At 68.9% G+C, this 22079-nt stretch carries 19 protein-coding genes and 1 tRNA gene; 13 read left to right on the forward strand and 7 right to left on the reverse strand.

The window, feature by feature from the left end:
* Window positions 1–145 precede the first annotated feature (145 nt).
* From AB0310_RS16250 to AB0310_RS16265, 4 genes are all read left to right on the forward strand, one after another.
* A complete protein-coding gene (locus tag AB0310_RS16250; RefSeq protein ID WP_187661980.1) occupies window positions 146–1159 on the forward strand; it encodes a LacI family DNA-binding transcriptional regulator in 1014 nt (337 codons plus the stop codon).
* A 132-nt stretch (window positions 1160–1291) separates the two neighbouring features.
* On the forward strand, window positions 1292–2833 hold the full coding sequence (mmsA, locus tag AB0310_RS16255; protein WP_259951524.1) for a multiple monosaccharide ABC transporter ATP-binding protein: 1542 nt from the start codon (window positions 1292–1294) through the stop codon (window positions 2831–2833).
* Window positions 2830–4197, forward strand: coding sequence for a multiple monosaccharide ABC transporter permease (gene mmsB / locus AB0310_RS16260; protein WP_187661979.1), 1368 nt, complete (start codon window positions 2830–2832; stop codon window positions 4195–4197). The genes mmsA and mmsB overlap by 4 nt, the downstream gene beginning before the upstream one ends.
* A gap of 62 nt (window positions 4198–4259) precedes the next feature.
* Window positions 4260–5381: a substrate-binding domain-containing protein gene (locus AB0310_RS16265; RefSeq protein WP_366237639.1), complete on the forward strand. Its 1122-nt coding sequence runs from the start codon at window positions 4260–4262 to the stop codon at window positions 5379–5381.
* Window positions 5382–5489: 108 nt separating this feature from the next.
* Here the strand turns inward: AB0310_RS16265 and AB0310_RS16270 are convergent, their stop codons facing one another.
* Together AB0310_RS16270 and AB0310_RS16275 are read right to left on the reverse strand one after the other, a co-directional pair.
* Window positions 5490–6698, reverse strand: a complete 1209-nt coding sequence (locus tag AB0310_RS16270) for a Cmx/CmrA family chloramphenicol efflux MFS transporter (RefSeq protein WP_366237640.1) — start codon at window positions 6696–6698, stop codon at window positions 5490–5492.
* A 235-nt stretch (window positions 6699–6933) separates the two neighbouring features.
* Entirely contained in the window at window positions 6934–8277 is a 1344-nt protein-coding gene (locus AB0310_RS16275; RefSeq protein ID WP_366237641.1) for an HNH endonuclease signature motif containing protein, read from the reverse strand.
* 102 nt (window positions 8278–8379) lie between these two features.
* Between AB0310_RS16275 and AB0310_RS16280 the strand changes: the two genes are divergently transcribed.
* The 3 genes from AB0310_RS16280 to AB0310_RS16290 are packed head-to-tail and all read left to right on the forward strand — an operon-like array spanning window position 8380 to window position 12939.
* Window positions 8380–9144, forward strand: coding sequence for an alpha/beta fold hydrolase (locus tag AB0310_RS16280; RefSeq protein ID WP_259963060.1), 765 nt, complete (start codon window positions 8380–8382; stop codon window positions 9142–9144).
* A 42-nt stretch (window positions 9145–9186) separates the two neighbouring features.
* Window positions 9187–11121: an ABC-F family ATP-binding cassette domain-containing protein gene (locus tag AB0310_RS16285; protein WP_366237642.1), complete on the forward strand. Its 1935-nt coding sequence runs from the start codon at window positions 9187–9189 to the stop codon at window positions 11119–11121.
* Window positions 11122–11160: 39 nt separating this feature from the next.
* Window positions 11161–12939 carry a Na+/H+ antiporter gene (locus tag AB0310_RS16290; RefSeq protein ID WP_268776814.1) on the forward strand — a complete coding sequence of 593 codons (1779 nt, stop codon included), beginning with the start codon at window positions 11161–11163 and terminating at the stop codon, window positions 12937–12939.
* A gap of 110 nt (window positions 12940–13049) precedes the next feature.
* On the opposite strand, the gene AB0310_RS16295 is transcribed toward AB0310_RS16290, so the two are convergent.
* Window positions 13050–13688 (reverse strand): hypothetical protein, encoded by a 639-nt coding sequence (locus tag AB0310_RS16295; protein ID WP_259951517.1) that lies wholly within the window; start codon window positions 13686–13688, stop codon window positions 13050–13052.
* A 264-nt stretch (window positions 13689–13952) separates the two neighbouring features.
* Between AB0310_RS16295 and AB0310_RS16300 the strand changes: the two genes are divergently transcribed.
* The 3 genes from AB0310_RS16300 (at window position 13953) to AB0310_RS16310 (ending at window position 16659) form a co-directional block, all read left to right on the forward strand.
* A complete protein-coding gene (locus tag AB0310_RS16300) occupies window positions 13953–14858 on the forward strand; it encodes a MetQ/NlpA family ABC transporter substrate-binding protein (RefSeq protein WP_187661971.1) in 906 nt (301 codons plus the stop codon).
* A 98-nt stretch (window positions 14859–14956) separates the two neighbouring features.
* Window positions 14957–16000 carry a methionine ABC transporter ATP-binding protein gene (locus tag AB0310_RS16305; protein ID WP_187661970.1) on the forward strand — a complete coding sequence of 348 codons (1044 nt, stop codon included), beginning with the start codon at window positions 14957–14959 and terminating at the stop codon, window positions 15998–16000.
* Complete coding sequence (locus tag AB0310_RS16310; RefSeq protein WP_187661969.1) at window positions 16000–16659, forward strand: methionine ABC transporter permease; 660 nt, start codon at window positions 16000–16002, stop codon at window positions 16657–16659. Before AB0310_RS16305 ends, AB0310_RS16310 begins: the two co-directional genes overlap by 1 nt.
* A gap of 6 nt (window positions 16660–16665) precedes the next feature.
* Here the strand turns inward: AB0310_RS16310 and AB0310_RS16315 are convergent, their stop codons facing one another.
* Window positions 16666–17589, reverse strand: a complete 924-nt coding sequence (locus tag AB0310_RS16315) for a pseudouridine synthase (protein ID WP_366237643.1) — start codon at window positions 17587–17589, stop codon at window positions 16666–16668.
* Window positions 17590–17933: 344 nt separating this feature from the next.
* Window positions 17934–18683, reverse strand: coding sequence for an SDR family oxidoreductase (locus tag AB0310_RS16320; protein ID WP_366237644.1), 750 nt, complete (start codon window positions 18681–18683; stop codon window positions 17934–17936).
* A 63-nt stretch (window positions 18684–18746) separates the two neighbouring features.
* Between AB0310_RS16320 and AB0310_RS16325 the strand changes: the two genes are divergently transcribed.
* Entirely contained in the window at window positions 18747–19217 is a 471-nt protein-coding gene (locus AB0310_RS16325) for an RrF2 family transcriptional regulator (RefSeq protein WP_187661966.1), read from the forward strand.
* Window positions 19218–19444: 227 nt separating this feature from the next.
* Here AB0310_RS16325 and AB0310_RS16330 read toward each other — a convergent pair whose 3' ends face one another.
* Both AB0310_RS16330 and AB0310_RS16335 read right to left on the reverse strand, forming a co-directional pair.
* A complete protein-coding gene (locus AB0310_RS16330) occupies window positions 19445–19939 on the reverse strand; it encodes a MarR family winged helix-turn-helix transcriptional regulator (RefSeq protein WP_025105633.1) in 495 nt (164 codons plus the stop codon).
* Window positions 19936–20445 (reverse strand): GNAT family N-acetyltransferase, encoded by a 510-nt coding sequence (locus tag AB0310_RS16335; RefSeq protein ID WP_187661965.1) that lies wholly within the window; start codon window positions 20443–20445, stop codon window positions 19936–19938. Before AB0310_RS16335 ends, AB0310_RS16330 begins: the two co-directional genes overlap by 4 nt.
* Window positions 20446–20568: 123 nt before the next feature.
* Between AB0310_RS16335 and AB0310_RS16340 the strand changes: the two genes are divergently transcribed.
* Both AB0310_RS16340 and glmU read left to right on the forward strand, forming a co-directional pair.
* Window positions 20569–20640, forward strand: a tRNA-Gln gene (locus AB0310_RS16340).
* Between the two features lies 1 nt (window position 20641).
* A complete protein-coding gene (glmU, locus tag AB0310_RS16345; RefSeq protein ID WP_315637954.1) occupies window positions 20642–22072 on the forward strand; it encodes a bifunctional UDP-N-acetylglucosamine diphosphorylase/glucosamine-1-phosphate N-acetyltransferase GlmU in 1431 nt (476 codons plus the stop codon).
* Window positions 22073–22079 lie beyond the last annotated feature (7 nt).

Here is a 22079-nt window from a genome sequence, read left to right on the forward strand (position 1 = left end):
CGCGGCGCGTCCCGTGCCGTCGGACGAAACCAGGGCGTGCTTCCGGTGCGCTCCCACGAACTCCGGTGCCCCGTCGAGGTGCACGGGGCATCGTCGGCAGACATAATGAAGTAGTCATGTGACCGTGCACACGCGAGGAGGCTGGATGTCCACCTCCTCCGAGCGTGCCCGCATGCCCAGCATCCGCGACGTCGCCCGCCTCGCCGGCGTCTCCCACCAGACGGTGTCCCGGGTGCTCAACGATCACCCCAGCATCCGCCCGGAGACCAAGGCGAAGGTCCTCGACGCGATCGCCGTCCTCGACTACCGCCCCAACCTCGCCGCCCGCGCGCTCGTGACGAGCAAGTCGAACATGCTCGGCATCCTCTCCGCGACGATCGGCGAGTTCGGACCGACGTCGTCCATCGCCGGCATCGAAGACGCGGCGCGGGAGGAGGGGTACTCCGTCTCCACGCTCAATCTCCCCGCGACCACGCCGGAGGCGATCGGCAACGCCGTGCGCCAGCTCGAGCGCGAGCAGGTCGACGGCATCGTGGTGCTCGCGCCGCAGGTGCGCGTCTTCCATGTCCTGCGCGGCATGAACGTCACGATGCCGTTCGTGACCCTGCAGACGGCCTCGGGATCGGACGGCGTGAGCCTCTCGGCTGACCAGGTGGCGGGGGCGAAGGCGGCCACGGAGCACCTGATCGCTCTGGGCCACAGCGACATCCTCCATCTCGCCGGCCCGCAGGACTGGATCGAGGCCGAGTCCCGGATGCGCGGGTACCTCGATGCGCTCCGCGACGCCGACCTTTCCACGTTCCCACCGATCCGCGGCGACTGGACGGCCGACTTCGGCTACTTCGCCGGCAAGGAACTCTCGCTGCGGCGCGACTTCACGGCGGTGTTCGCGGCGAACGACCTCATGGCGATCGGGCTGCTCCACGGCTTCCGCGACGCCGGGCTGCGCGTGCCGCACGACGTGAGCGTGATCGGCTTCGACGACATCCCGGTCGCGGCGCACGTGGCGCCGACGCTCAGCACGGTGCATCAGGACTTCCCCGAGCTCGGCCGACGCGCCGTGCGCATCCTCCTCGCCGAGATCCGCGGTGAGAAGCCCCCCGCGTTCGGCCCTCTGCAGACCCTTCTGCGGGCGCGCGAATCCGCTGCATCACGGTAGCGACACGAAAACACGCCGCGGACTTGACACCGCTCCCGCGGAAGACGACGATATACCGATGTGAACGGTCACATCGAAGGTGACCGCACGTCGCGAGGAAGATCCGTGAGCACCACAGCAACGTTGCCGACCGTGTCAGGTCCGATCCTGGAGATGCGCCGCATCACCAAGGAGTTCCCGGGAGTCAAAGCGCTCGCCGACGTCTCGATCACCGTCCGCGCCGGTGAGATCCATGCGATCTGCGGCGAGAACGGCGCCGGGAAGTCGACGCTGATGAAGGTCCTCTCGGGGGTATATCCCTACGGGACCTACGACGGCGAGATCCTCCTGTACGGCCAGGAGCAGCGCTTCAAGGACATCGCTGCCAGCGAGCAGGCCGGCATCGTCATCATCCACCAGGAGCTCGCGCTCATCCCGGAGCTCTCGGTCACCGAGAACATCTTCCTCGGCAACGAGATCCGCCGCTTCGGGCGCATCGACTGGCAGGCGCAGAAGGAGCGCACGATCGAGCTCCTCGCCCGCGTGGGGCTGGATGAGGACCCTGACGTCCCGGTCAAGACGCTCGGCGTCGGCAAGCAGCAGCTCATCGAGATCGCCAAGGCGCTCAACAAGGACGTCAAGCTGCTCATCCTCGACGAGCCGACCGCGGCGCTCAACGAGAACGACTCGCAGCACCTCCTCGACCTGATCCTCGGGCTCAAGGCCAAGGGCATCGCGTCGATCATGATCAGTCACAAGCTCAACGAGATCGAGCAGATCGCCGACGAGATCACGATCATCCGCGACGGCCGTACGGTCGAGACGCTCGACATCTCCCGCGGCGAGATCAACGAGGACCGCATCATCCGCGGCATGGTCGGCCGATCGCTGGAGAGTCGCTACCCGGACCGCACGCCGGAGATCGGCGAGGTGTTCTTCGAGGTCAAGGACTGGTGGGTCCAGCATCCGACCGTGCCGGAGCGCATGGTCGTGAAGGGGTCGAGCATCAACGTTCGTCGTGGCGAGGTCGTCGGCATCGCCGGGCTCATGGGGGCCGGCCGCACCGAGCTGGCGATGAGCATCTTCGGCCGCTCCTACGGCACGTTCCTCTCCGGCACGATCGTGAAGGACGGACAGGAGATCGAGCTCCCCGACGTCGCCGCCGCCATCAAGCACGGGCTCGCCTACGTGAGCGAGGACCGCAAGGTGCTGGGCCTCAACCTCCTCGACACCATCAAGCGGTCCATCGTCGCGGCGAAGCTCTCCAAGATCGCGCACCACGGCGTCGTCGACTCCCGCGAGGAGTTCTCGGTGGCGGAGCGGTACCGCAAGGCGCTGCGCATCAAGACCCCGTCGGTGGAGGAGGGCGTCGGCAAGCTGTCCGGCGGCAACCAGCAGAAGGTCGTCCTGGCGAAGTGGATGTTCACCGACCCCGACCTGCTGATCCTCGACGAGCCCACCCGCGGCATCGACGTCGGCGCCAAGTACGAGATCTACGCGATCATCAACGAGCTCGCCGCGCAGGGCAAGGGCGTGATCGTCATCTCCAGCGAGCTGCCCGAGCTGCTCGGCATCTCCGACCGCATCTACACCGTGTTCGAAGGCCGGGTCACCGACTGCATCCCGGCCGACCAGGCGACCCCCGAAGACCTCATGCGCAGCATGACCTCCGCGACCCAGAAAGCAACCGCATGACCACCGACTCGACCACCGCGAAGCGCGGCTTCCACTTCAAGGACATCACGAAGATGTTCGGGGGAGGGCAGTCGACCCTCCGTCAGTTCGGCATCCTCGGCAGCCTCGTCGTCATCCTCGTCGTCTTCCAGGTGCTGACGTGGATCTTCAAGGGCACCGGACTGACGCTGTCCTCCGGGAACCTCATCAACGTCGTCAACCAGTACTCGTACATCCTGATCCTGGCGATCGGCATGGTGATGGTCATCATCATGGGACACATCGACCTCTCGGTCGGATCGGTCGCCGCGTTCACGGGCATCGTCGTGGCGAAGGCCATGCAGGACTGGAACCTCCCCTGGCCGCTGGGCATCCTCCTCGGTCTCGGTGTCGGCGTGCTCGTCGGCGCCTGGCAGGGATTCTGGGTCGCCTACGTCGGGGTGCCGGCGTTCATCGTGACGCTGGCCGGCATGCTGTTCTTCCGCGGTGCGAATCAGGCGGTGGGTGACTCTCAGTCCGTGCCCGTGCCAGAGGGCTTCAAGATCATCGGTGCCGGCTACCTGCCGGAGATCGCCCTGCCCCTGCCGTTCAACATCCCGACCATGCTGCTGGCGCTCGCCGGTGTCGCATGGATCGTGTTCTGGGAGATCCGCACCCGGCGCATCCAGCGCAAGATGGGCTCCGACATGGCGCCCATCTGGGTGAGCGTGACGAAGGTCGTCCTCATCTCGGCCGTCATCCTCATCGCCGGCTGGCTGTTCGCCACGGGGCGCGAGGGCACGAGCTTCCCGATCTCGGGCGTCATCCTCCTCGCCCTCGTCATCCTCTACTCGTTCATCACGAACAACACCGTTTTCGGCCGCCACATCTACGCGGTCGGCGGCAACCGCCAGGCCGCGCGCCTCTCGGGCGTGAAGGACCGTTGGGTGGACTTCTTCGTGATGATGAACATGTCGGTCCTGGCCTCGCTCGCCGGCATGATCTACGTCGCGAGGGCGACCGCCTCGGGCCCGCAGGACGGCAACGGGTGGGAGCTCGACGCGATCGCCTCCGTCTTCATCGGCGGCGCGGCCGTCTCCGGCGGCATCGGCACGGTGATCGGGTCGATCATCGGTGGTCTGGTGATGGCGTTCCTGAACAACGGCCTCGCGCTGCTCGGCGCCGGTGCTGACGTGGTCTCGATGATCAAGGGCCTCGTGCTGCTGTTCGCCGTCGGCGTCGACGTGTGGAACAAGCAGCAGGGTCGTCCGTCGATCACCGGCTTCCTCACGCGCCGTCTCGGCCGCAAGCAGGACCCGGCCACCGACACGTTCGATCCCACGAAGACCAACTACCCCACCAGTCAGAAGTACGAAGCCCCCGCCGTCGAGGAGACGCGCGGATAGTAAGGGCCACGTCGCGCAACGCAGCCGCGGCGGGACCTGCACACACCAGAGAAAGAGATCACATGAAGAAGATCCTTCTGTCGGCGACAGCGCTTGTCGTCGCGGGCGCATTCGCCCTCACCGGCTGCTCCTCGGAGCGCGGCGGTGGGGACTCGGGTTCGGGGTCGGGCGAGAAGACCGCCTCGGGCTTCGACGCCGGCTCCACGATCGGTGTCGCTCTGCCCGACAAGACCTCGGAGAACTGGGTCCTGGCCGGTCAGCTGTTCACCGACGGCCTGGAGAAGGCCGGTTTCAAGGCGGACGTGCAGTACGCGCCCGCCAGCAACACGGTCGCCGAGCAGCAGAACCAGATCCAGGCGATGGTCACCGGTGGCGCCAAGGTCATCATCATCGGTGCCAAGGACGGCAAGCAGCTCACCACGCAGGTGGAGGCCGCCCGCGACGCGGGTGTCGCGGTCATCGCCTACGACCGTCTCATCGAGAACACCGACGCCGTGGACTACTACGTCGCCTTCGACAACTTCGAGGTCGGCAAGCTCCAGGGCCAGGCGCTGCTCGACGGCCTCGCCGAGCGCGCGGGTCACGAGGCGCCGTACAACATCGAGCTGTTCTCGGGCTCGCCGGACGACGCCAACTCGGCGGTGTTCTTCAACGGGGCGATGGAGGTGCTGCAGCCGAAGATCGACGACGGCACGCTGAACGTCGTCTCCGGGCAGACCGAGATCTCCCAGACGGCGACCGAGGGCTGGAAGCCGGAGAACGCGCAGCGTCGCATGGACTCGATCCTCACGTCGAGCTACGGCTCGGAGACGCTCGACGGCGTCCTGTCCCCGAACGACACCCTCGCCCGCGCCATCATCACCTCGGCGCAGCAGGCCGGCAAGCCCGTCCCGGTGGTCACCGGTCAGGACTCCGAGGTCGAGTCGGTGAAGTCGATCATGGAGGGCGTGCAGTACTCCACGATCAACAAGGACACCACGCTGCTCGTGGAGCAGGCCATCAAGATGGTCGGTCAGCTCCAGAAGGGCGACGAGGTCGACGTCAACGACACCGACCAGTACGACAACGGCAAGAAGGTCGTCCCGGCCTACCTGCTCCCGCCGGTCATCGTGACCAAGGAGAACGCGGCCGAGGCGTACGCCAACGTTCCGAGCCTCCTCGAGATCGTGAAGTCGTACGAGTAAGCAGAAGCGATACCGTCCTCGTTCCCCGCGAACGTCGGACACGACGAGCCGTCCGGACCTTCGGGTCCGGGCGGCTCGTCGCCGTTGTCAGGGCTCAGCCTCGTGGCGTCAGCTGCCGGAGTGCCTTCTTCGCGTGATCAGGGCAAGAAGGAGGGCACAGGTCGACAGGGTCACGGCGACCGCGACGGGGGAGAGCGGACCGGCTCCGCTGGCGAGCGTCCAGCCGCCCCAGGCCGGACCGATCACGGCACCGAGGTTCAGGGCGGCGGTCGCGTAGGATCCTCCCATCGTCGGGGCGGCGGAGGCGGCGTACAGGACGCGGGTGATCAAGGTGCTTCCCACGCCGAACGAGGCCATGCCCTGCACGAAGACGAGAACCAGCAGCGCGACCGACTGATCCGCGACCGCCGCCAGGACGATCCAGCCGCCCAGGAGCAGCGGTCCACCGACGGCGAGCAACGCGCCCGAGTGCCGATCAGCGTATCGACCGGCGATCGTCACGCCGAGGAACGAGCCGAGACCGAACAAGACGAGCGCGACGGAGACCACAGCGTCGGGCAGACCGGCGATCTCGGTGACGATCGGCGCCAGGAACGTGAAGACCGCGAAGGTCCCCGCGTTCACCAGCGCCGCCAGGATCATCGCGAGGGCGAGCGGCGGTGTCAGCAGGAGGGCGATTTCCGCGCGCAGGGACGGTGCCTTCCTGGCGGGCTGCGCCGGGGCCGGGGCTGCTCCGGATGTCGACCGAGGCTGCCCATGCGTCGCGCCCCGGATCGTCGTCGGCACTCCACGGAGGATCCCGAGGAGCGCGGGGAGACAGAGCAGCGCGACGGCGGCGAAGGTGGCCCGCCAGCTCAATGCGCTGCCGAGCACCGCCCCCGCAGGGACGCCGACGATGGTGGCGATGGTCGTCCCCGAGAGCACAACCGCGAGGGCGCGTCCCGTGCGTTCGCGGGGGACGAGGAGAGTCACCGTACGCAGCGCGACGGCGAGGAACCCCGCGTTCGCGAGGGCGCTGAGCACGCGCATGACGAGGAGGAGCTCGAAGACAGACGTCACCGCGCCGACGACATGGCACGCGGCGAAGAGCGCCAGGCAGACGATGAGCGTGCGACGCGGCGGCCACTCGCGCGCGAACGCGGCCATGGCGGGCGCGCCCACGACCATGCCGACGGCGAAGGCCGAGGTGAGGAGACCGGCCGTGCCGACCGGGACGTGGAGGTCGTCCGCGATCGCTGGGAGGAGTCCAGCGAGCATGAACTCCGAGGTGCCCATGACGAAGACCGCCAGGGCGAGGGCATAGAGGGGGAAAGGCATCGAGTGCTCCGAGGTGAGAGGGAAGAGGAGGGCTTCTCGTCACCACGGTCAGCGCCCGGGTCACCGGCGCGCGCCCGCCGACAGGGCGGACGAAGGGATCAGCGGTTCACGGGGCTGACGGTGTGACCGGCAGCCCCCGACCTGTCTGATTCGGGGCTCGACATGCCTTCCACCCTACGGCTGATCGGCGTGCCTGCGTGATCGGTGTGCAGACGCGATCGGTGTGCCTGCGTGATCAGCCGGCGGTGGTCCTGGCGTCGGGCGAAGACCACGGGGGATCCTCGGCGAAGGTCACGGTGTGCGGAGGCGGCGGTCGGTCGATGTAGCTCCGGCCGGTGGGGCTCGTCCACTCCAGAACGCCGCCCGGCCCCTGCTCGACGTGCCACGGAGAGTGGTGTTTGAGCATGTGATGTCGTCGACAGAAGGTCGCGAGGTTGTCGTGCACGGTCTCTCCGCCGAGCGCCGCATCGTGATTGTGATCGAGGTCGCACTTCCGGGGCGCGAGGCCGCAGCCGGGGAAGCGGCAGCGTTGATCGCGGGCCCGCAGGTGCCGGCGGAGGTCTTCGCTCGGGCGATACCGGTCGACGGCCAGCAGCGCCCCGCTGAACGGGTGGGTGAGCACCCGGTCCCATCCGCTCGCTGCGCCGGCCAGTCGGCGGGCCGTGGCCGGATCGATCGGGATCACCCCGTCGAGCTCGGCGGCGAGGATCGGAGTGCCGCCCGTGGCCCCTTCCTGCTCGCCGTGCATCAGGGTCAGCACCGGCACGGTGACCTCGACGCGCGCTCGAAGTTCCGAGAGCAGTCCTTCTTCCGAGTCATGTCCCGCCGGAGCGCCCGTCAGGACGAGGTCGGCGAGCAGGTCCGCGCGCAGCTGATCCACGGTCCTGTCGTCGGGGATGCTCTCCTCCGCCTCCCGACGGTGTGCTCGCGCGTTCTCCTCCCGCACGGCATGCGCCATCTGGGAGAGCCGGTCGAACATGCCGTGCACGAGGGCCGCAGGGCCGCGCGCACCGAGTTCGGCCATGCCATCCTCGAGGTCGGTCACCCACACGCGGCGCAGCTCCCTGGCGTCGCGGTGTCGCTCGACGAGCGTCCGCTCCTGGAACCGGTCGGCCAGTCGGCGCACGAGCCGGCGTATCCGGTTCGGAGACTCCGCAGCGGCCACCTCGACCGCCTCCGTCGCGAAACGCGAGCGGTCGTCCGGGTCATCGAGATGAGCGCCCGCCTCCACGATCAGCCGCGCGTGCGCGGCGCTGATCCGTCCGGCGCCTTGGGCCTCCCAGACGGTGGGGAACCGCTCGACCAGCCAGGACGCCTCGGACATCCGCCGTTCGATCGTGCGGTCGCTGACGCGCTGTGCGGCCCCGATCTCCGCGGCGACCGTGCGGATCGCCATGTCGCCGCCGTCCGGATGACGCGCCTGCCGAGCGATGTCGACCGCAAGCCGCCCCGCCATCGCCAGGAGACCATCCCGCGCGGCCTGCATGCTGCTCAGCGTCTTCTCGGCCGCTTCCAGCCCCTCCACCAGATCGGCGAGCATCGCCATCTGGGAGTCGGTCGCGTCGAGCAGTGCGGGCATGACGTCAGTCCATCACCGACCACTGACATTCGAACGAAGGTTCGAAGGAATCTGGCCGAAAGTCGTATCACGAAAGGATAACGACCGTGGTTGACTGGCTCCGTGCTCCTGAACGTCATCGAAGCCGGGGAGGGCGACCGCGTCGCCGTGCTGCTGCACGGCATGATGGGGTCCGCCGAGAGCTGGCACCGCGTGGTCCCGCTGCTCGTGGAACGCGGCTTCCGCGTGCTGGCGCTCGATCTGCCCGGCCACGGCCTCTCGCCGCGTGACCCGGAGCTCACGATCGAGTCGGCGGCCGATGCCGTCGTCGAGACTCTGGCGCAGGTCGCGGCCGGCTGCGATGCCGAGGGCACCCCGGGGGGCCGCGCCTGCTCCACCCTCGCCGTCGCCGTGGGGCACTCCTTCGGAGCCACGGTGCTCGCCGCCGCCGCGCCCCGCCTCGACCCGGGCCTCGCGGTCTACGTCGACGCGCCGCTCGCCCTGCAGGGCGGCCAGGATCGTGCCGTGCTCGTGTCGCAGTACGAGCATGACCGCCGCGAGCGGATGTCGCCCGCCGACCTCCGCCGCCTCCGTCCCTTCTACTCCGTCGACGACGCCACGGTCGAGGCGCGGGCGGCCGAGCGGTTCGACCCGCCGACGGCGGCCTCCGTCTCCTGCGGGGAGGACGGCCATTGGACCGCCGCCCCCGGCTCCATCGTCGTGCGTGCGGAACCCAGCGCCTGGGTGACCGATGAGGACGCGCGACGGTTCGAGCACGGCGGGGTGACGGTGCGCAGCATCCCCGGCGCCGCCCACACCGTCTGGTACAGCCACTTCGAGGTCTTCACCGCCGCGCTGCCGGAGCTCTTCGCCCCCTCGCTCGTCTGACCGGGCGACCGCCCGACGCGGCGCGACTACCCTGGAGAGGACATGGCACATCTTCTCGGGGCCGAAGCCCTGCACCTCGAATACCCGACCCGCGTCGTCTTCGACGCCGTGACCCTCGGCATCGAGGAGGGCGACCGCATCGGCATCGTCGGCCGCAACGGCGACGGCAAGTCCAGCCTTCTCGCCATGCTCGCCGGCCGGAAGGAACCGGACTCCGGGCGCGTGACCGTGCGCGGCGGCACCCGCATCGGCGTCCTCGACCAGGCCGACACGCTCCCCGACGACATCACGATCGCCGCCGCCGTGGTCGGCGACATGGCCGAGCACGAATGGGCCGGAGACGCCCGCGTCCGCGATGTGATCGAGGGGCTGCTGACGGATCTGCCGTGGGACGCGCAGATCGGCTCCCTCTCCGGCGGGCAGCGCCGCCGTGTGTCCCTCGCGAAACTGCTCACGGGCGACTGGGACGTCATCGCGCTCGATGAGCCGACGAACCACCTCGACGTCGAGGCGATCACGTGGCTCGCCGGGCACCTCAAGAAGCGCTGGCCCGCGAACGCCGGAGCCCTCCTCGTCGTGACCCACGACCGGTGGTTCCTCGACGAGATCTGCACCGAGACGTGGGAGGTGCACGACCGCATCGTCGAGCCCTTCGAGGGCGGCTACGCGGCCTACATCCTGCAGCGGGTCGAGCGCGACCGCATGGCGGCGGCGACAGAGGCGAAGCGGCAGAACCTCGCCCGCAAGGAGCTCGCCTGGCTGCGCCGCGGTGCCCCGGCCCGCACCAGCAAGCCGAAGTTCCGCATCGACGCCGCCAACGAGCTCATCGCCGACGTGCCCGAGATCCGCGACAAGGTCTCGCTGCAGTCGCTCGCCGTCTCGCGGCTGGGCAAGGACGTCGTCGACCTGCTCGATGTGGGGGTGACGTACCCTTCGACAAGCTCAGGGACCCAGGGAGGCTCAGGGACCCAGGGAGGCTCAGGGACCCAGGGAGGCTCAGGGACCCAGGGAGGCTCAGGGACCCAGGCGGGCTCAGGGACCCAGGCGGGCTCAGGGACCGGCGGGAAGACCGTGCTGAAGGACGTGGAGTGGCGGATCGCCCCGGGCGAGCGCACGGGCATCCTCGGTGTGAACGGTGCCGGGAAATCCACCCTCCTCGGGCTCATCTCCGGCACGGTCGAGCCCACCGAGGGGCGGATCAAGCGCGGGAAGACCGTGCAGGTCCGTACGCTCACGCAGCGCCTCGACGAACTCCTGCCGCACTGGAACGACCCCGTGCGCGTGGTCATCTCGGGTCTGCGCACCTCGTACACGCTCGGCGCCGGGTCGAAGGCGCAGGACCTCACGCCCGGACAGCTCCTGGAGCGACTCGGGTTCTCCTCCGCCCAGCTCTCGACGCCGGTGAAGGACCTCTCGGGCGGACAGCAGCGTCGGTTGCAGCTGCTGCTCGTGCTGCTCGACCAGCCGAACGTACTCATCCTCGACGAGCCCACGAACGACATGGACACCGACATGCTCGCCGCCATCGAGGACCTCCTCGACTCCTGGTCGGGCACGCTCCTCGTCGTCAGCCACGACCGGTACTTCCTGGAGCGAGTGACGGATCAGCAGTACGCGATCCTCCCGGGGCCGGACGGCGCGGGGCGCCTGCGGCATCTCCCGGGCGGCGTCGACGAGTACCTGCGCCTGCGGCAGCGCGTCGAGAGCGCCCCGGCGACCTCGGCGGCGGCGTCGGCCCCCGCAGCGAGCGGTCTCGACGGCGCTGCTCTCCGGGCGGCGCAGAAGGAAGCCGCCGCCCTGGAGCGCCGCATCCAGAAGCTCACGCAGCAGGTCGACACGGCCAAGCACGCCCTCGCCGACCACGACCAGTCCGACTACGAGGGCCTCGGCGAGCGGATGAAGGCGATCTCGGCGCAGGAGGCCGAGATCGAGGAGCTGGAGCTGCGCTGGTTCGAACTCACGGAGCAGATCGGCTGACGGAGGAATATCCTTCTCCCACGACTGTTGGGAGTAGCGATGGAAGGCCTCGAAGTAACCGTCCTGCTCGGACTCACGATCCTCGTCGGAACCCTGATCGCCCCGCGCGTGCGTCTCGCGCTGCCCCTCGTCCTCGTCATCCTCGGTCTGGCGCTGGGATTCATCCCGCCGCTGCGCGAGGTGCAGCTTCCGCCGGAGACCGTGCTGCTGCTGTTCCTGCCGGTGATGCTGTTCTGGGAGAGCCTGACCACGTCGCTGCGGTCGATCCGCCGCGACTTCCGCTACATCGTGCCGATGAGCACCCTTCTCGTCGTCGCCTCCGCGTTCGCGGTGGCCGGCATCGGCGTGCTGTTCGGCATGCCCTGGGAGATCGCGCTCATCCTGGGTGCTGCGGTCGCACCGCCCGATGCCACGGCCGTCGCGGCCCTCGGTCGGCTGCTGCCGCGTCGGATGTTCATGAAGCTCAAGGCCGAGAGCCTGACCAACGACGGCACCGCGCTCGTGCTCTACGCCATCGCCGTGTCCCTCGCGCTGGGCGGCCAGGTCACGCCGCTCTCGGTCACCTGGGACGTTCTGGTGTCGTACGTGGGCGGGATCGCCGCGGGGATCGTGGTCGCGGCCCTGGCCACGCTGCTGCTGCGCCGCATCTCCTCCACCATCGTCATCAACGTCACGCTGCTGCTCGTGCCGTTCTCCGCGTTCCTCATCGCCGAGCTCGTCCACGCGTCGGGCGTGCTCGCCGTGGTCGTCGCCGGACTCATCGTCGCCTGGGTGTCGCCGCGCGTGACGACCGCGGCTTCGCGACGGCAGGCCGACGCCGCCTGGCCGTTCGGCGTCTTCCTCCTCAACGGGGCGCTGTTCGTCCTCATCGGCCTCGAGGTGCAGTTCGTCGCGCACGAGATCTCCGCCGCCGCCATCGGCCGCCTGGTGCTCGTGACGCTCGCCGTGTGGGCGACGCTCTTCGCCGTCCGGTACGTGTTCCAGCTCCTCAACGTGCTGTTCCAGCGTCGCCCGGCCGAACGCCCGCCGCGCGGAGCCCGCTCCCGCGCCCGACTCGTGTCCACGGTCGCCGGCATGCGCGGAGCGGTGTCGCTGGCGATCGCACTGTCGGTGCCGACCGGCGTCTCCGAGGGGAGCGTCGTGGGCGGCCGTGACGAGATCGTCTTCGTCACCGCCGGGGTGATCCTGCTCAGCCTCCTCGTGCAGGCGCCTCTCCTCCCCGCGCTCGTGCGCTGGGCGCGATTCCCGGTCGACCATGCCGAGGACGAGGAGTACGAGCTCGCCGAGCGCGCGATCTCCGGAGCGGCCCTGGCCGCGCTCGACGACCTCGCCGCGGAGCACGGCATCGGCCAGGAGGTGCGCGACCGGGTACGTGCCGAGGGGTACCAGGCGCTGGAGTTCGCGAACGCCCGGACGCTCGCGCGGGAGCAGGCGCTCATCGACGCCGAGGCCGACGCGCTGGACGAGATGCTCGGCGAGCCCGATCCCTACGGCACCGGGGGAGAGGCGCGCAGCCGCGAGGACGAGGACGCGGGTGACGTCGCGGTGTCGGCAGGGACCGCCCCCGACCCCGAGGCGACGGACGGCACGACGCTGCAGATGATCGCGACCTCCGCCGACGTCGACCTCGCCCAGCGCTCGCCGCTCGTGCGGCACGAGGAGCACACCCGGCTCAAGCTCGCGCTGCTCGACCGCAAGCGCGAGGTCCTGCTCGGACTCCGCGGCGCCGGCACCGTGGACGACATGGTGGTCCGCCGGATCTCCGCCCGTCTCGACCTGGAGCAGGTGCGTCTGCAGGGCATCGAAGAGCTCGACTGACCCGCCTCGCACGCGGCTATGCGGTTTCGTCGTTCCCGTCCCGATCAGACAGGACTTGCGAAGCGGGACCGGGCGCACGCTTGCGCCCGGTCCCGCTCCGGTAGCAACGGCTACACGCCTGAAAGATCCACCCAGTGCGTCAGCTTCAACCATGCGCTCCCGGTTCCCGAGAGCTTGAACTTCACCTCGGCGAGCACCCGGGGAGAGGTGAGCGAGTTCTGCGGCGGCTTGGTCTGGAAGCCCCACCCCGTGTTGTAACTGTAGGTATTCGTCGTGGGGGCCTTCTTGATGATGGACGGTGAGCCTCCGCCGCTGTAAATCTCTACCTTTCGACCCTGGAGGGCGAACCCGGGATCTGGCGTCCATCGACCGGTGACCTTCTCTGTCCGGATCTGATCGCCTTTGCTGTTCAGGCTGTAGGTAATCGTGATGGACGACTTGACCGATCCGTTGTCGTGGTTGCCGCCCACCGAGGAGCGTGGAGCCACGACACCGGGGATTACGGGCGCGCTCGGGACGGGAGGAGAAGGAACTCGCGTCTCTATGGTGGCGGTAGTGCTGCCCTCCTCAACCGGTATCTGCTCTGTCTGCTGGTAGACGATCTCTCCAGTTCGTACGTCTGACACGACGATCGTGGATGACGCATACGAAGGCTTCTCTTCGGTAGCCGCATACGCGGCTGACGTGAGGGAGAGGGAAAGTGCCGCGGCTGCGGCGACCGCGAGTCCGGCCTTCTGATGTCTGTTCATGATTTCTCCGGTCGTTGCTGTGGCGCCAGACGGCGCCTTCGCTCGGATGAGCGCGTCGAGCCCAGCACGTGCACCGAATTCTGGCGAAGACTGTTTCCTTGTCTTACGCGATCCGGTGCCGTGGGGAATGCGCCACCGCGGGCTCCACGTACCCCAGCAACCGAGGGTGCCACGCGGCTATGACGCCGTGTGACATCCCGATTCCGCGACAACGCGGCCTCCTGCCTAACGTTGTCGAGTCCCGCCAGGAAGGAACCCCTCATCATGTCCCGCCGCACCACCTCCGCCCTCGCCGCGCTCGCCGCGGTCCCGCTGTTCGTCGCCCTTGCCGGGTGCGCCACCTCGTCCGACGCGGGGTCCGGCGACGGCGGTTCCGAGAACGAGACCGTCAAGATCGGCGTGGTCGGCGAGAGCGACCCGCAGTGGCCCGCTTTCGTGGATGCGGCGGCTGACGCCGGCATCACGGTCGAACTCGTCGACTTCGGCTCGTACGAGCTGCCCAACCCGGCGCTGAGCGAGGGGGAGATCGACCTCAATCAGTTCCAGCACGTCGTGTACCTGGCGCAGTACAACGAGGCCTCGGGGGATGACCTCGCGGCGATCGGTTCGACGCAGATCTACCCGCTCGGTCTCTACTCGACGAAGTACGACTCGGTGAAGGACATTCCTGAGGGGGAGACCGTCGCGGTTCCCGACGACGCCTCCAACCAGGCCCGCGCGCTTCTCGTGCTTCAGGCCGCTGGCCTCGTCGAGCTTAAGGACGGCGGCACGGCTTTCTCTGATCTCGCAGATGTGGACGAGAGCAAGTCGTCGGTCAAGGTCACCGCGCTGGAGGCTGCTCTCACCCCGGAGGCTCTGCCCGACGTGGCTGCGGCCGTCATCAACAACGACTTCGTCGAGGATGCGGGCCTCTCGTTCGACGATGCGCTCTTCACCGACGACCCCGAGGACCCGAGCGCGCTCCAGTATGTGAACATCTTCGCGTCTCGCGCCGAGGACGTCGACAATGAGACGTACCTCAAGCTCGTCGAGATCTTCCAGACCGACGAAGCTGTGCAGGAGGGGCTGGCGAAGTCGTCCGGAGGAACCGGTGTCACTCTGCAGACGCCGGCAGATGAGCTGGCCTCGCTGCTGAAGGACGTCCAGAAGGACGTCGCTGCGAACGGTTGATCAGGTTCACCTGAGAGAATCGGGCGACGCGGACGCGTCGCCCGATTCGTCGTCTTCAGGCCGACCCCGCCCTTTCCTCCCTCAAGACCGGAGAACCTATGCCGATCGTCTCCCTCGAGCACGTGTCGAAGAGCTACCCCTCGCCGTCCGCATCCGGCACGCAGATCACCGCCGTCGACGATGTGTCTCTGCAGATCGAGCAGGGAGATGTCTTCGGAATCATCGGCTATTCGGGTGCGGGGAAGTCCACCCTGGTGCGGCTCATCAACGCGTTGGAGCCGGCCTCCGCGGGCCGCATCACCGTCGACGAGGTCGAGATCACCGCACTCAGCGAACGTGAGCTCCGGCGCGTGCGAAGCGGAATCGGGATGATCTTCCAGCAGTTCAACCTCTTCTCATCGAAGAGCGTGCGGGCCAACATCGCGTATCCGCTGAAGCTCGCGGGATGGTCGAAGGCCGACATCGACGCGCGCGTGACCGAGATGCTGTCTTTCGTGGGGCTGAGCGACAAGGCACGCTCGTACCCCGAGCACCTGTCGGGAGGGCAGAAGCAGCGCGTCGGGATCGCGCGGGCGCTCGCGACCAGGCCGGCGATCCTCCTCGCCGACGAAGCGACCAGTGCGCTGGACCCGGAGACGACACATGAGGTCCTCTCCCTGCTCAAGCGCGTCAATGAGGAGCAGGGCGTCACGATCGTCGTCATCACCCACGAGATGGACGTCATCCAGACGCTCGCGACCAGGGTCGCCGTCATGGACCGCGGGCGAGTGATCGAGCAGGGAGACGTGTTCGAGGTCTTCTCCAACCCGCAGCATGCCGCGTCGCAGCGATTCGTCGGTACGGTCGTCAAGGGCGTTCCCTCCCCGTCCGAACGCGCCGTCCTGCGTGAACGGCACCAGGGACGACTCGTAACGTTCTCCTTCCGTGACGGTGGTCCGTCCCAGGCGCAGGTTTTCCTTGAGCTGGCGGAGGCCGGGCTGGAGTTCGAGCTTGTCTTCGGAGGTATCAACGACATCCGCGGTAGGGCCTTCGGCCACTTGACTCTCGCGATCCGCGGGGACGACGCTCGCATCGACGCGACGCTTGCACGGATCTCGGAGCGCATCGAAGTGACGGACATCGACCGCGAGGAGGTGCGCTGATGGATCGTCTGATCGAGTTGGGTCCTGAGTTCTGGACGGCTGCCGTCGAGACGCTTTACATGGTGTCGCTGACGCTGGTGCTGGGCGGTCTGTTGGGAGGCCTGATCGGAGTGGGGCTGTACCTGACACGGCCGGGCGGCATGCTGCAGAACAGAGCGATCTCCGCCGTGCTGAACCTCTTCATCAACTTCTTCCGCCCGATCCCCTTCGTGATCCTCATCACGGTCCTGATCCCGTTCTCCCGATTCATCGTGGGCAGCGGCATCGGCACGAACGCTGCCATCGTCGCCCTGGTGGTGGCGTCGATGTTCGCCATCGGCCGGATCGTCGAGCAGCATCTGGTCGGTGTCTCGCCGGGAGTCATCGAAGCCGCGCGCGCGATGGGAGCCGGACCGTGGCGAACCCTCCTCACGGTGGTGATCCCCGAGGCGCTTGGGCCGCTAATCCTGGGATACACATTCGTGATCGTGGCGCTTATCGATATGACGGCGATGGCGGGTTACATCGGCGCAGGCGGGCTGGGAAACTTTGCGTTGACGTACGGCCGACGCCAGTTCGAGCCTGTCGTGATGTGGGCGGCTGTGCTCCTCATCGTCGTGTTCGTGCACGTGGCTCAGACGCTCGGCACCCGGCTCGCGCGGAAGGTCATGCGCCGCTGAGGCCGATCAGCGTGCCGGGGCCTCCTGCAGGCTCCGGCGCGTGGTGAACGTGCGCTCCTGCCCGCTCAGCGGATCGGTGAACCGGAGCTCGCGTGCGAGGAGCTGGAGCGGGCGGGTGAAGTCGTCCGGACGCTCCGGCTGCAGCACGGGGTAGAAGCCGTCGTGGAGGATGCCGAGGCCGAGCGCGGCGAGGTGCACGCGGAGCTGGTGCATCTTCCCGCTGTGCGGACGGAGAAGCGTGTGCACGACGCGGTCGTCGGTGGCGATGACCTCGATGAGCGTCTCGGAGTTCGGCTCGCCGTCCTCATCCACCTGCACGCACACCTGACCGCGGAGCTTCTCGATGCGGTTGCGGTAGACGAGCGGGAATCGCGACGGATCCCAGTCCGCCGGGCGCGCGGAGACGGCCTCGTAGACCTTCTCCACGCGGCGGTCCTCGAAGAGCAGTTGGTAGGCGCCGCGGGTTGCAGGGCGGGCGGAGAACATCAGCAGCCCCGCCGTGGCCCGGTCGAGGCGGTGGATGGGCGTGAGATCCGGGTTGCCGAGACGGTTGCGCAGCCGGACGAGGGCGGAGTTCTGCAGGTACTTGCCGCCCGGCGTGGTGGGGAGGAAGTGCGGCTTGTCCACCACCACCAGGTGCTCGTCCTGGTGCAGGATCTCCTCGGCGAACGGGATCTCCTTCTCGGTCGGAGGCTCCCGGTAGTACCAGACGAACTCCTCGGCGCCGAGAGGCGTGTCCCGGGAGAGCGGCCGGCCGTCGCGCGCGACGATCTCCCCGCGGTCGAAGCGCACGAGCAGCCGCTCCGGATCCAGGTGGAAGAACCGCTCGACCATGTAGGCGGCGACGGTGGGCCATGCACCCGTCATCGGCACGTGCAGCCGGGTCGCGCCGACCCCGTCGCGCACGGGAAGCGGGGAGGGCATGCCCATGTCTCGGCCTTCGGAGCAGGGGTCGCGGGGCCGCGACCGGGTGCTTCCAGCCTAGGCGACCGGCCGGGCAGAGTCCGTGGGCCGCGGCCGCCACTCATCCCGCCTCGGTTGCACGATCCCGTTGCGCCTGCACGACCGTTCCGGGGTTTTCGTCCCACGTCCGGACCTCGGTCGTGCATCCGGAGTGGCGGGGACCCGACCGGAGACAGGGTCGCTGTCCGCCTCGGTTGCACGATCCGGTCGCGCCTGCACGACCGTTCCGGGGTTTTCGTCCCACGATCGGACCCTGGTCGTGCATCCGGAGCGAGGGGACCGGAGACGGAGCCCCGGAACCGGTCGGGGTGTCAGCGGGTTTCGGTGGACAGCCAGTCGTCGAAGGTCGTCGGCGCCGTCCGCGCGTCGTCGCCGGGAAGCAGCACCTCACCCGCGAACTCGACGCCGAGCGCGGCACCCTTCCACGCGGCGCGCAGCGGAAGCTCACGCCCCCACGCGGCGAGGGTGCGGCGCGCCATGTCGACGGCGTCCTCCGTGCGGGGTCCGGCGATGTCGAACGAGCCGCCGAGCCCCGGCGACTCCGCTGCGTCGACGAGGGCGACGGCCACGTCTGCGGGCGCGATGGGCTGCAGCAGCAGAGGGGGCACGATGCCTTCGCCGTCCTCGATGCTCCACTCGGCGATCATCGCGGGGAAGTCGTGGAACTGCGTCGCCCGCACGATGGTGAACGGCACGGCGCCGCGCGTGACCTCACGCTCCTGGGCGCGCTTACCGGCATAGTGCGGATTGCCGCGCACGCGATCGAGCGCCGCGATCGAGAGGGCCACGTGGTGGCCGACCCCCGCCTCGCCCTCGGCGGTGAGCAGCGTGCGGCTGAGCGTGGTGAACACCCGCTCGGCCTCGGCGACGTCGGATACCGGGGGATTCGTCGCATCGACGACCGCATCCACCCCGCGCAGCAGGGCGGGGAGGCCTTCGCCCGTGGTCAGATCGACGCCCTCGCTGCGGCTGAGCGACAGCGGATCGTGCCCCCGACGCCGAGCCTCTTCGACGACCAGTCGCCCGATCCGCCCCGTTCCCCCTGCGACCGTGATGCGCATGCCCACTCCTTCAATCATGGATATTGTGTGTCCACAATAGGGCGGCCCGGATACGATGGGCAAGTGAAACTTCCCGAGACCTCCGAGTGGGTGCTGCACACCGTCGCGGTGATCGCTCAGCTCCCCGCGGGGTCGACGGTGTCCGGAGCGCAGCTCGCCGAGCATTTCGGGGTGCCGGGGCCGTATCTGTCGAAGCAGCTCGCCAAGCTCGTCCGCGCCGGAATCCTCACAGGCAGCACGGGACCCCGCGGTGGTTTCCGTCTGGCCAGGGAGCCCGAGAGCATCAGCATCCTCGATCTCGTCTCCGCGGTGGACGGCGCCGCCGACCCCTACATCTGCCGCGAACTCCGTCAGCAGGGGAGGGGCGCCGCCCGCCCGGAGGACTGCACCGCGCCGTGCGGACTCGCCGTCGTGATGCGCCGCGCCCACGACGCCTGGCGGGCTTCGCTGAAGGCAGTGTCGATCGCCGAGGTCGTCGCCACGCTCCCGGACACCGTCCCGGCCAAGAACCGGCGCCTCCTCCTCGGTCCCTGACCTACCCGTTCGCACGATCCGTGCCGGGTCGTGTCCTGCGACGTCTGCACGATCCGGGTCCGGATGCACGACCCGTGTCGGATCGGTCCTGCGACGTCTGCACGACCCGGGTCCGGATGCACGACCAGGTGACCACTTCTCCCGGGCAGCCGTGCACGGATCGTGCAGGCGGAACAGACCGGACGGAACGGATGGAACAGGCCGAACCGAACCACTCCAGGATCGGGTCAGGTGTCGAAGCTGAGGCTCAGTTTCCGCAGCAGGGCGGCCAGCCGGTCACGGTCGGCGCGGGAGAGGGCGCGCAGGAGGTCGGCCTCGGCGTCCACGAGCCGGGTGATCGCGGCGTCCACGCGGACCCGGCCGTCGTCAGTCAGGGTCACGAGCACGCTGCGGCCATCCGCCGGGTCGGCCTCCCGGCGCACGAAGCGGCGGCCGACGAGGCGGTCGATGCGGTTGGTCATGGTTCCGCTCGACACGAGGGTCTGTTGCAGGAGCTGCTTGGGCGAGAGCTGGAACGGGGAACCCGCCCGGCGCAGCGCCGACAGCACATCCCACTCCCACGGCTCCAGGTCGCTCCGACGGAACACCTCGCGGCGTGCACGGTCGAGGTGCCGCGAGAGGCGATCCATGCGGGACAGCACCTCGAGCGGGGAGAAGTCGAGGTCGGGGCGCTGCGTGTTCCACGCACCGACGATCCGATCGACCTCATCCGCCTCGCTCATCCGTTCATTATCGCGTGCGGCGGAGTCGTGGCTGCGGAGGGCGCGGGGAGCAGCATCGTGAGGAACGCGCTGTGCGGGTCGGGCAGGTACGAGCCGAACGGCGCGCCCTCCCGAAACCCGGCGGCGGTGTACATGGCCAGGGCGGGAGCGAAGAAGGGGTCCTTGCCGGTCTCCAGCGAGAGGCGACCGATGCCTCGCGCGGCCGCGTCGTCGAGGAGGTGGCCGAGCATCGTGCGCCCGAACCCGCGCCCGCGGAACGCCGGGTCGGTGCGCATCGACTTCAGCTCCTCGTGTCCGTCGGCCACCACGGCCAGCGCACCGGTCGCGGCGATCCGTCCGTCGACGATCCCCGTGAAAAACCGGACGCGAGGAGTGAGGAGCCGGTCGAGCGGAAGCGCATGCTGGCTCTCCGGCGGAGCGGTGCCCTCCATCTCCGCATGGTGAGCGGCGATGAAGGCCGCGATCTCGGGGGTGGCGACGGTGACGCGCTCGATCACGATGGTCATCGCCCCAGCATCGCAGAGCGGTGTTTCGGGCGGATGACGGGCCGGTGCGACGCGGGTCGCACACACAGGAACGGACACCGGGACGTGGCAGACTTATCGGGCGGTGCCCCGGGGGTGCCGCGGTCCGCCGTGGTGTAATGGCAGCACGACAGCCTTTGGAGCTGTGAGGTCTAGGTTCGAGTCCTGGCGGCGGAGCATGACTGAGAACAACCTCGCCGTCGTCGTCCTCGCCGCAGGCCAAGGCACGCGCATGAAGTCGCGCCTGCCGAAGGTGCTGCACCGGATCGGCGGGCGTCCGCTCGTCGGACACGTGCTGACGACCGCGACCCGCCTGCACCCGGCGCACATCGAGGTGGTCGTACGGCACGAGCGTGATCAGGTCGTGTCCGCGCTGCATGACGACTATCCGGAGGCGATCTTCGTCGATCAGGACGAGGTTCCCGGCACGGGGCGCGCGGTCCAGGTGGCGGTGGATGCCCTTCCCGCCGATTTCGACGGCGACGTCCTCGTCCTGTCCGGCGACTGCCCGCTGGCAGATGCGGACACGCTGTCCGCCTTCCTCGCCGAGCACCGCGCCTCCGGAGCGCCGGCGACCCTCATGACCGCCCTCGTCGATGACCCCACCGGCTACGGGCGGGTCATCCGCGACGCGGACGGCGGCGTCGACCGCATCGTCGAGCAGAAGGACGCGACGGAGGAGGAGGCCGCCGTCAGCGAGATCAACGCCGGCATGTACGTCTTCCGTGCCGCCACGCTGCGCAGCTACCTGCCCCGGCTCGGTGTCGACAACGCGCAGGGCGAGATGTACCTCACGGATGTGCCCGGCCTCGTGCGCCGGGACGGCGACCGGGTCGCCGCCTCGATCGTCTCGGACGTCGAGGTCACGTTCGGGGTCAACGACCGCGCCCAGCTCGCCGAGGTCGGTCGGCGCCTGAACGCCCGCATCGTGCGCCGCTGGCAGCTCGAGGGCGTCACGATCGTCGACCCGGCCACGACCTGGATCGACGACGACGCCACGCTCGCCCCGGACGTCACCGTGCTCCCGAACACGCAGATCCTGCGCGCGACGACGATCGCCGCGGGAGCGACGATCGGCCCGGACACCACGCTCGTCGACTGCGAGGTGGGGGAGGACGCGGTCGTCCGCCGCACCGACGCGACCCTGGCCGTGATCGGTGCCGAGGCGACCGTCGGCCCGTTCTCGTACCTCCGCGCCGGTACCGTGCTCGGCCCGAAGGGCAAGATCGGCGCCTACGTCGAGACGAAGAACGCCGAGATCGGCGAGGGCAGCAAGGTCCCGCACCTGTCGTACGTCGGTGATGCGACCATCGGCCGCGGGGTGAACCTCGGGGCGAGCACCATCACCGCCAACTACGACGACGTCAACAAGCACCGCACGGAGATCGGCGACGAGGTGCACACGGGCTCGCACACGGTGCTGGTCGCGCCCGTTAGGCTTGGTCCTGGTGCGAAGACCGGCGCCGGCGCCGTCGTCCGCAAGGACGTCCCGGCCGGTGCTCTGGCCATGAGCGTGGCCCCCCAGCGCAACATCGAGGGGTGGGTCGAGAAGAACAGAGCAGGGACGGGCGCGGCGGATGCCGCGGCCCGGGAGAATTCGGCGGAATAGGCGGAGC

The sequence above is a fragment of the Microbacterium meiriae genome (genome assembly GCF_040702565.1).
In the GTDB taxonomy this organism is placed as follows: domain Bacteria; phylum Actinomycetota; class Actinomycetes; order Actinomycetales; family Microbacteriaceae; genus Microbacterium; species Microbacterium meiriae.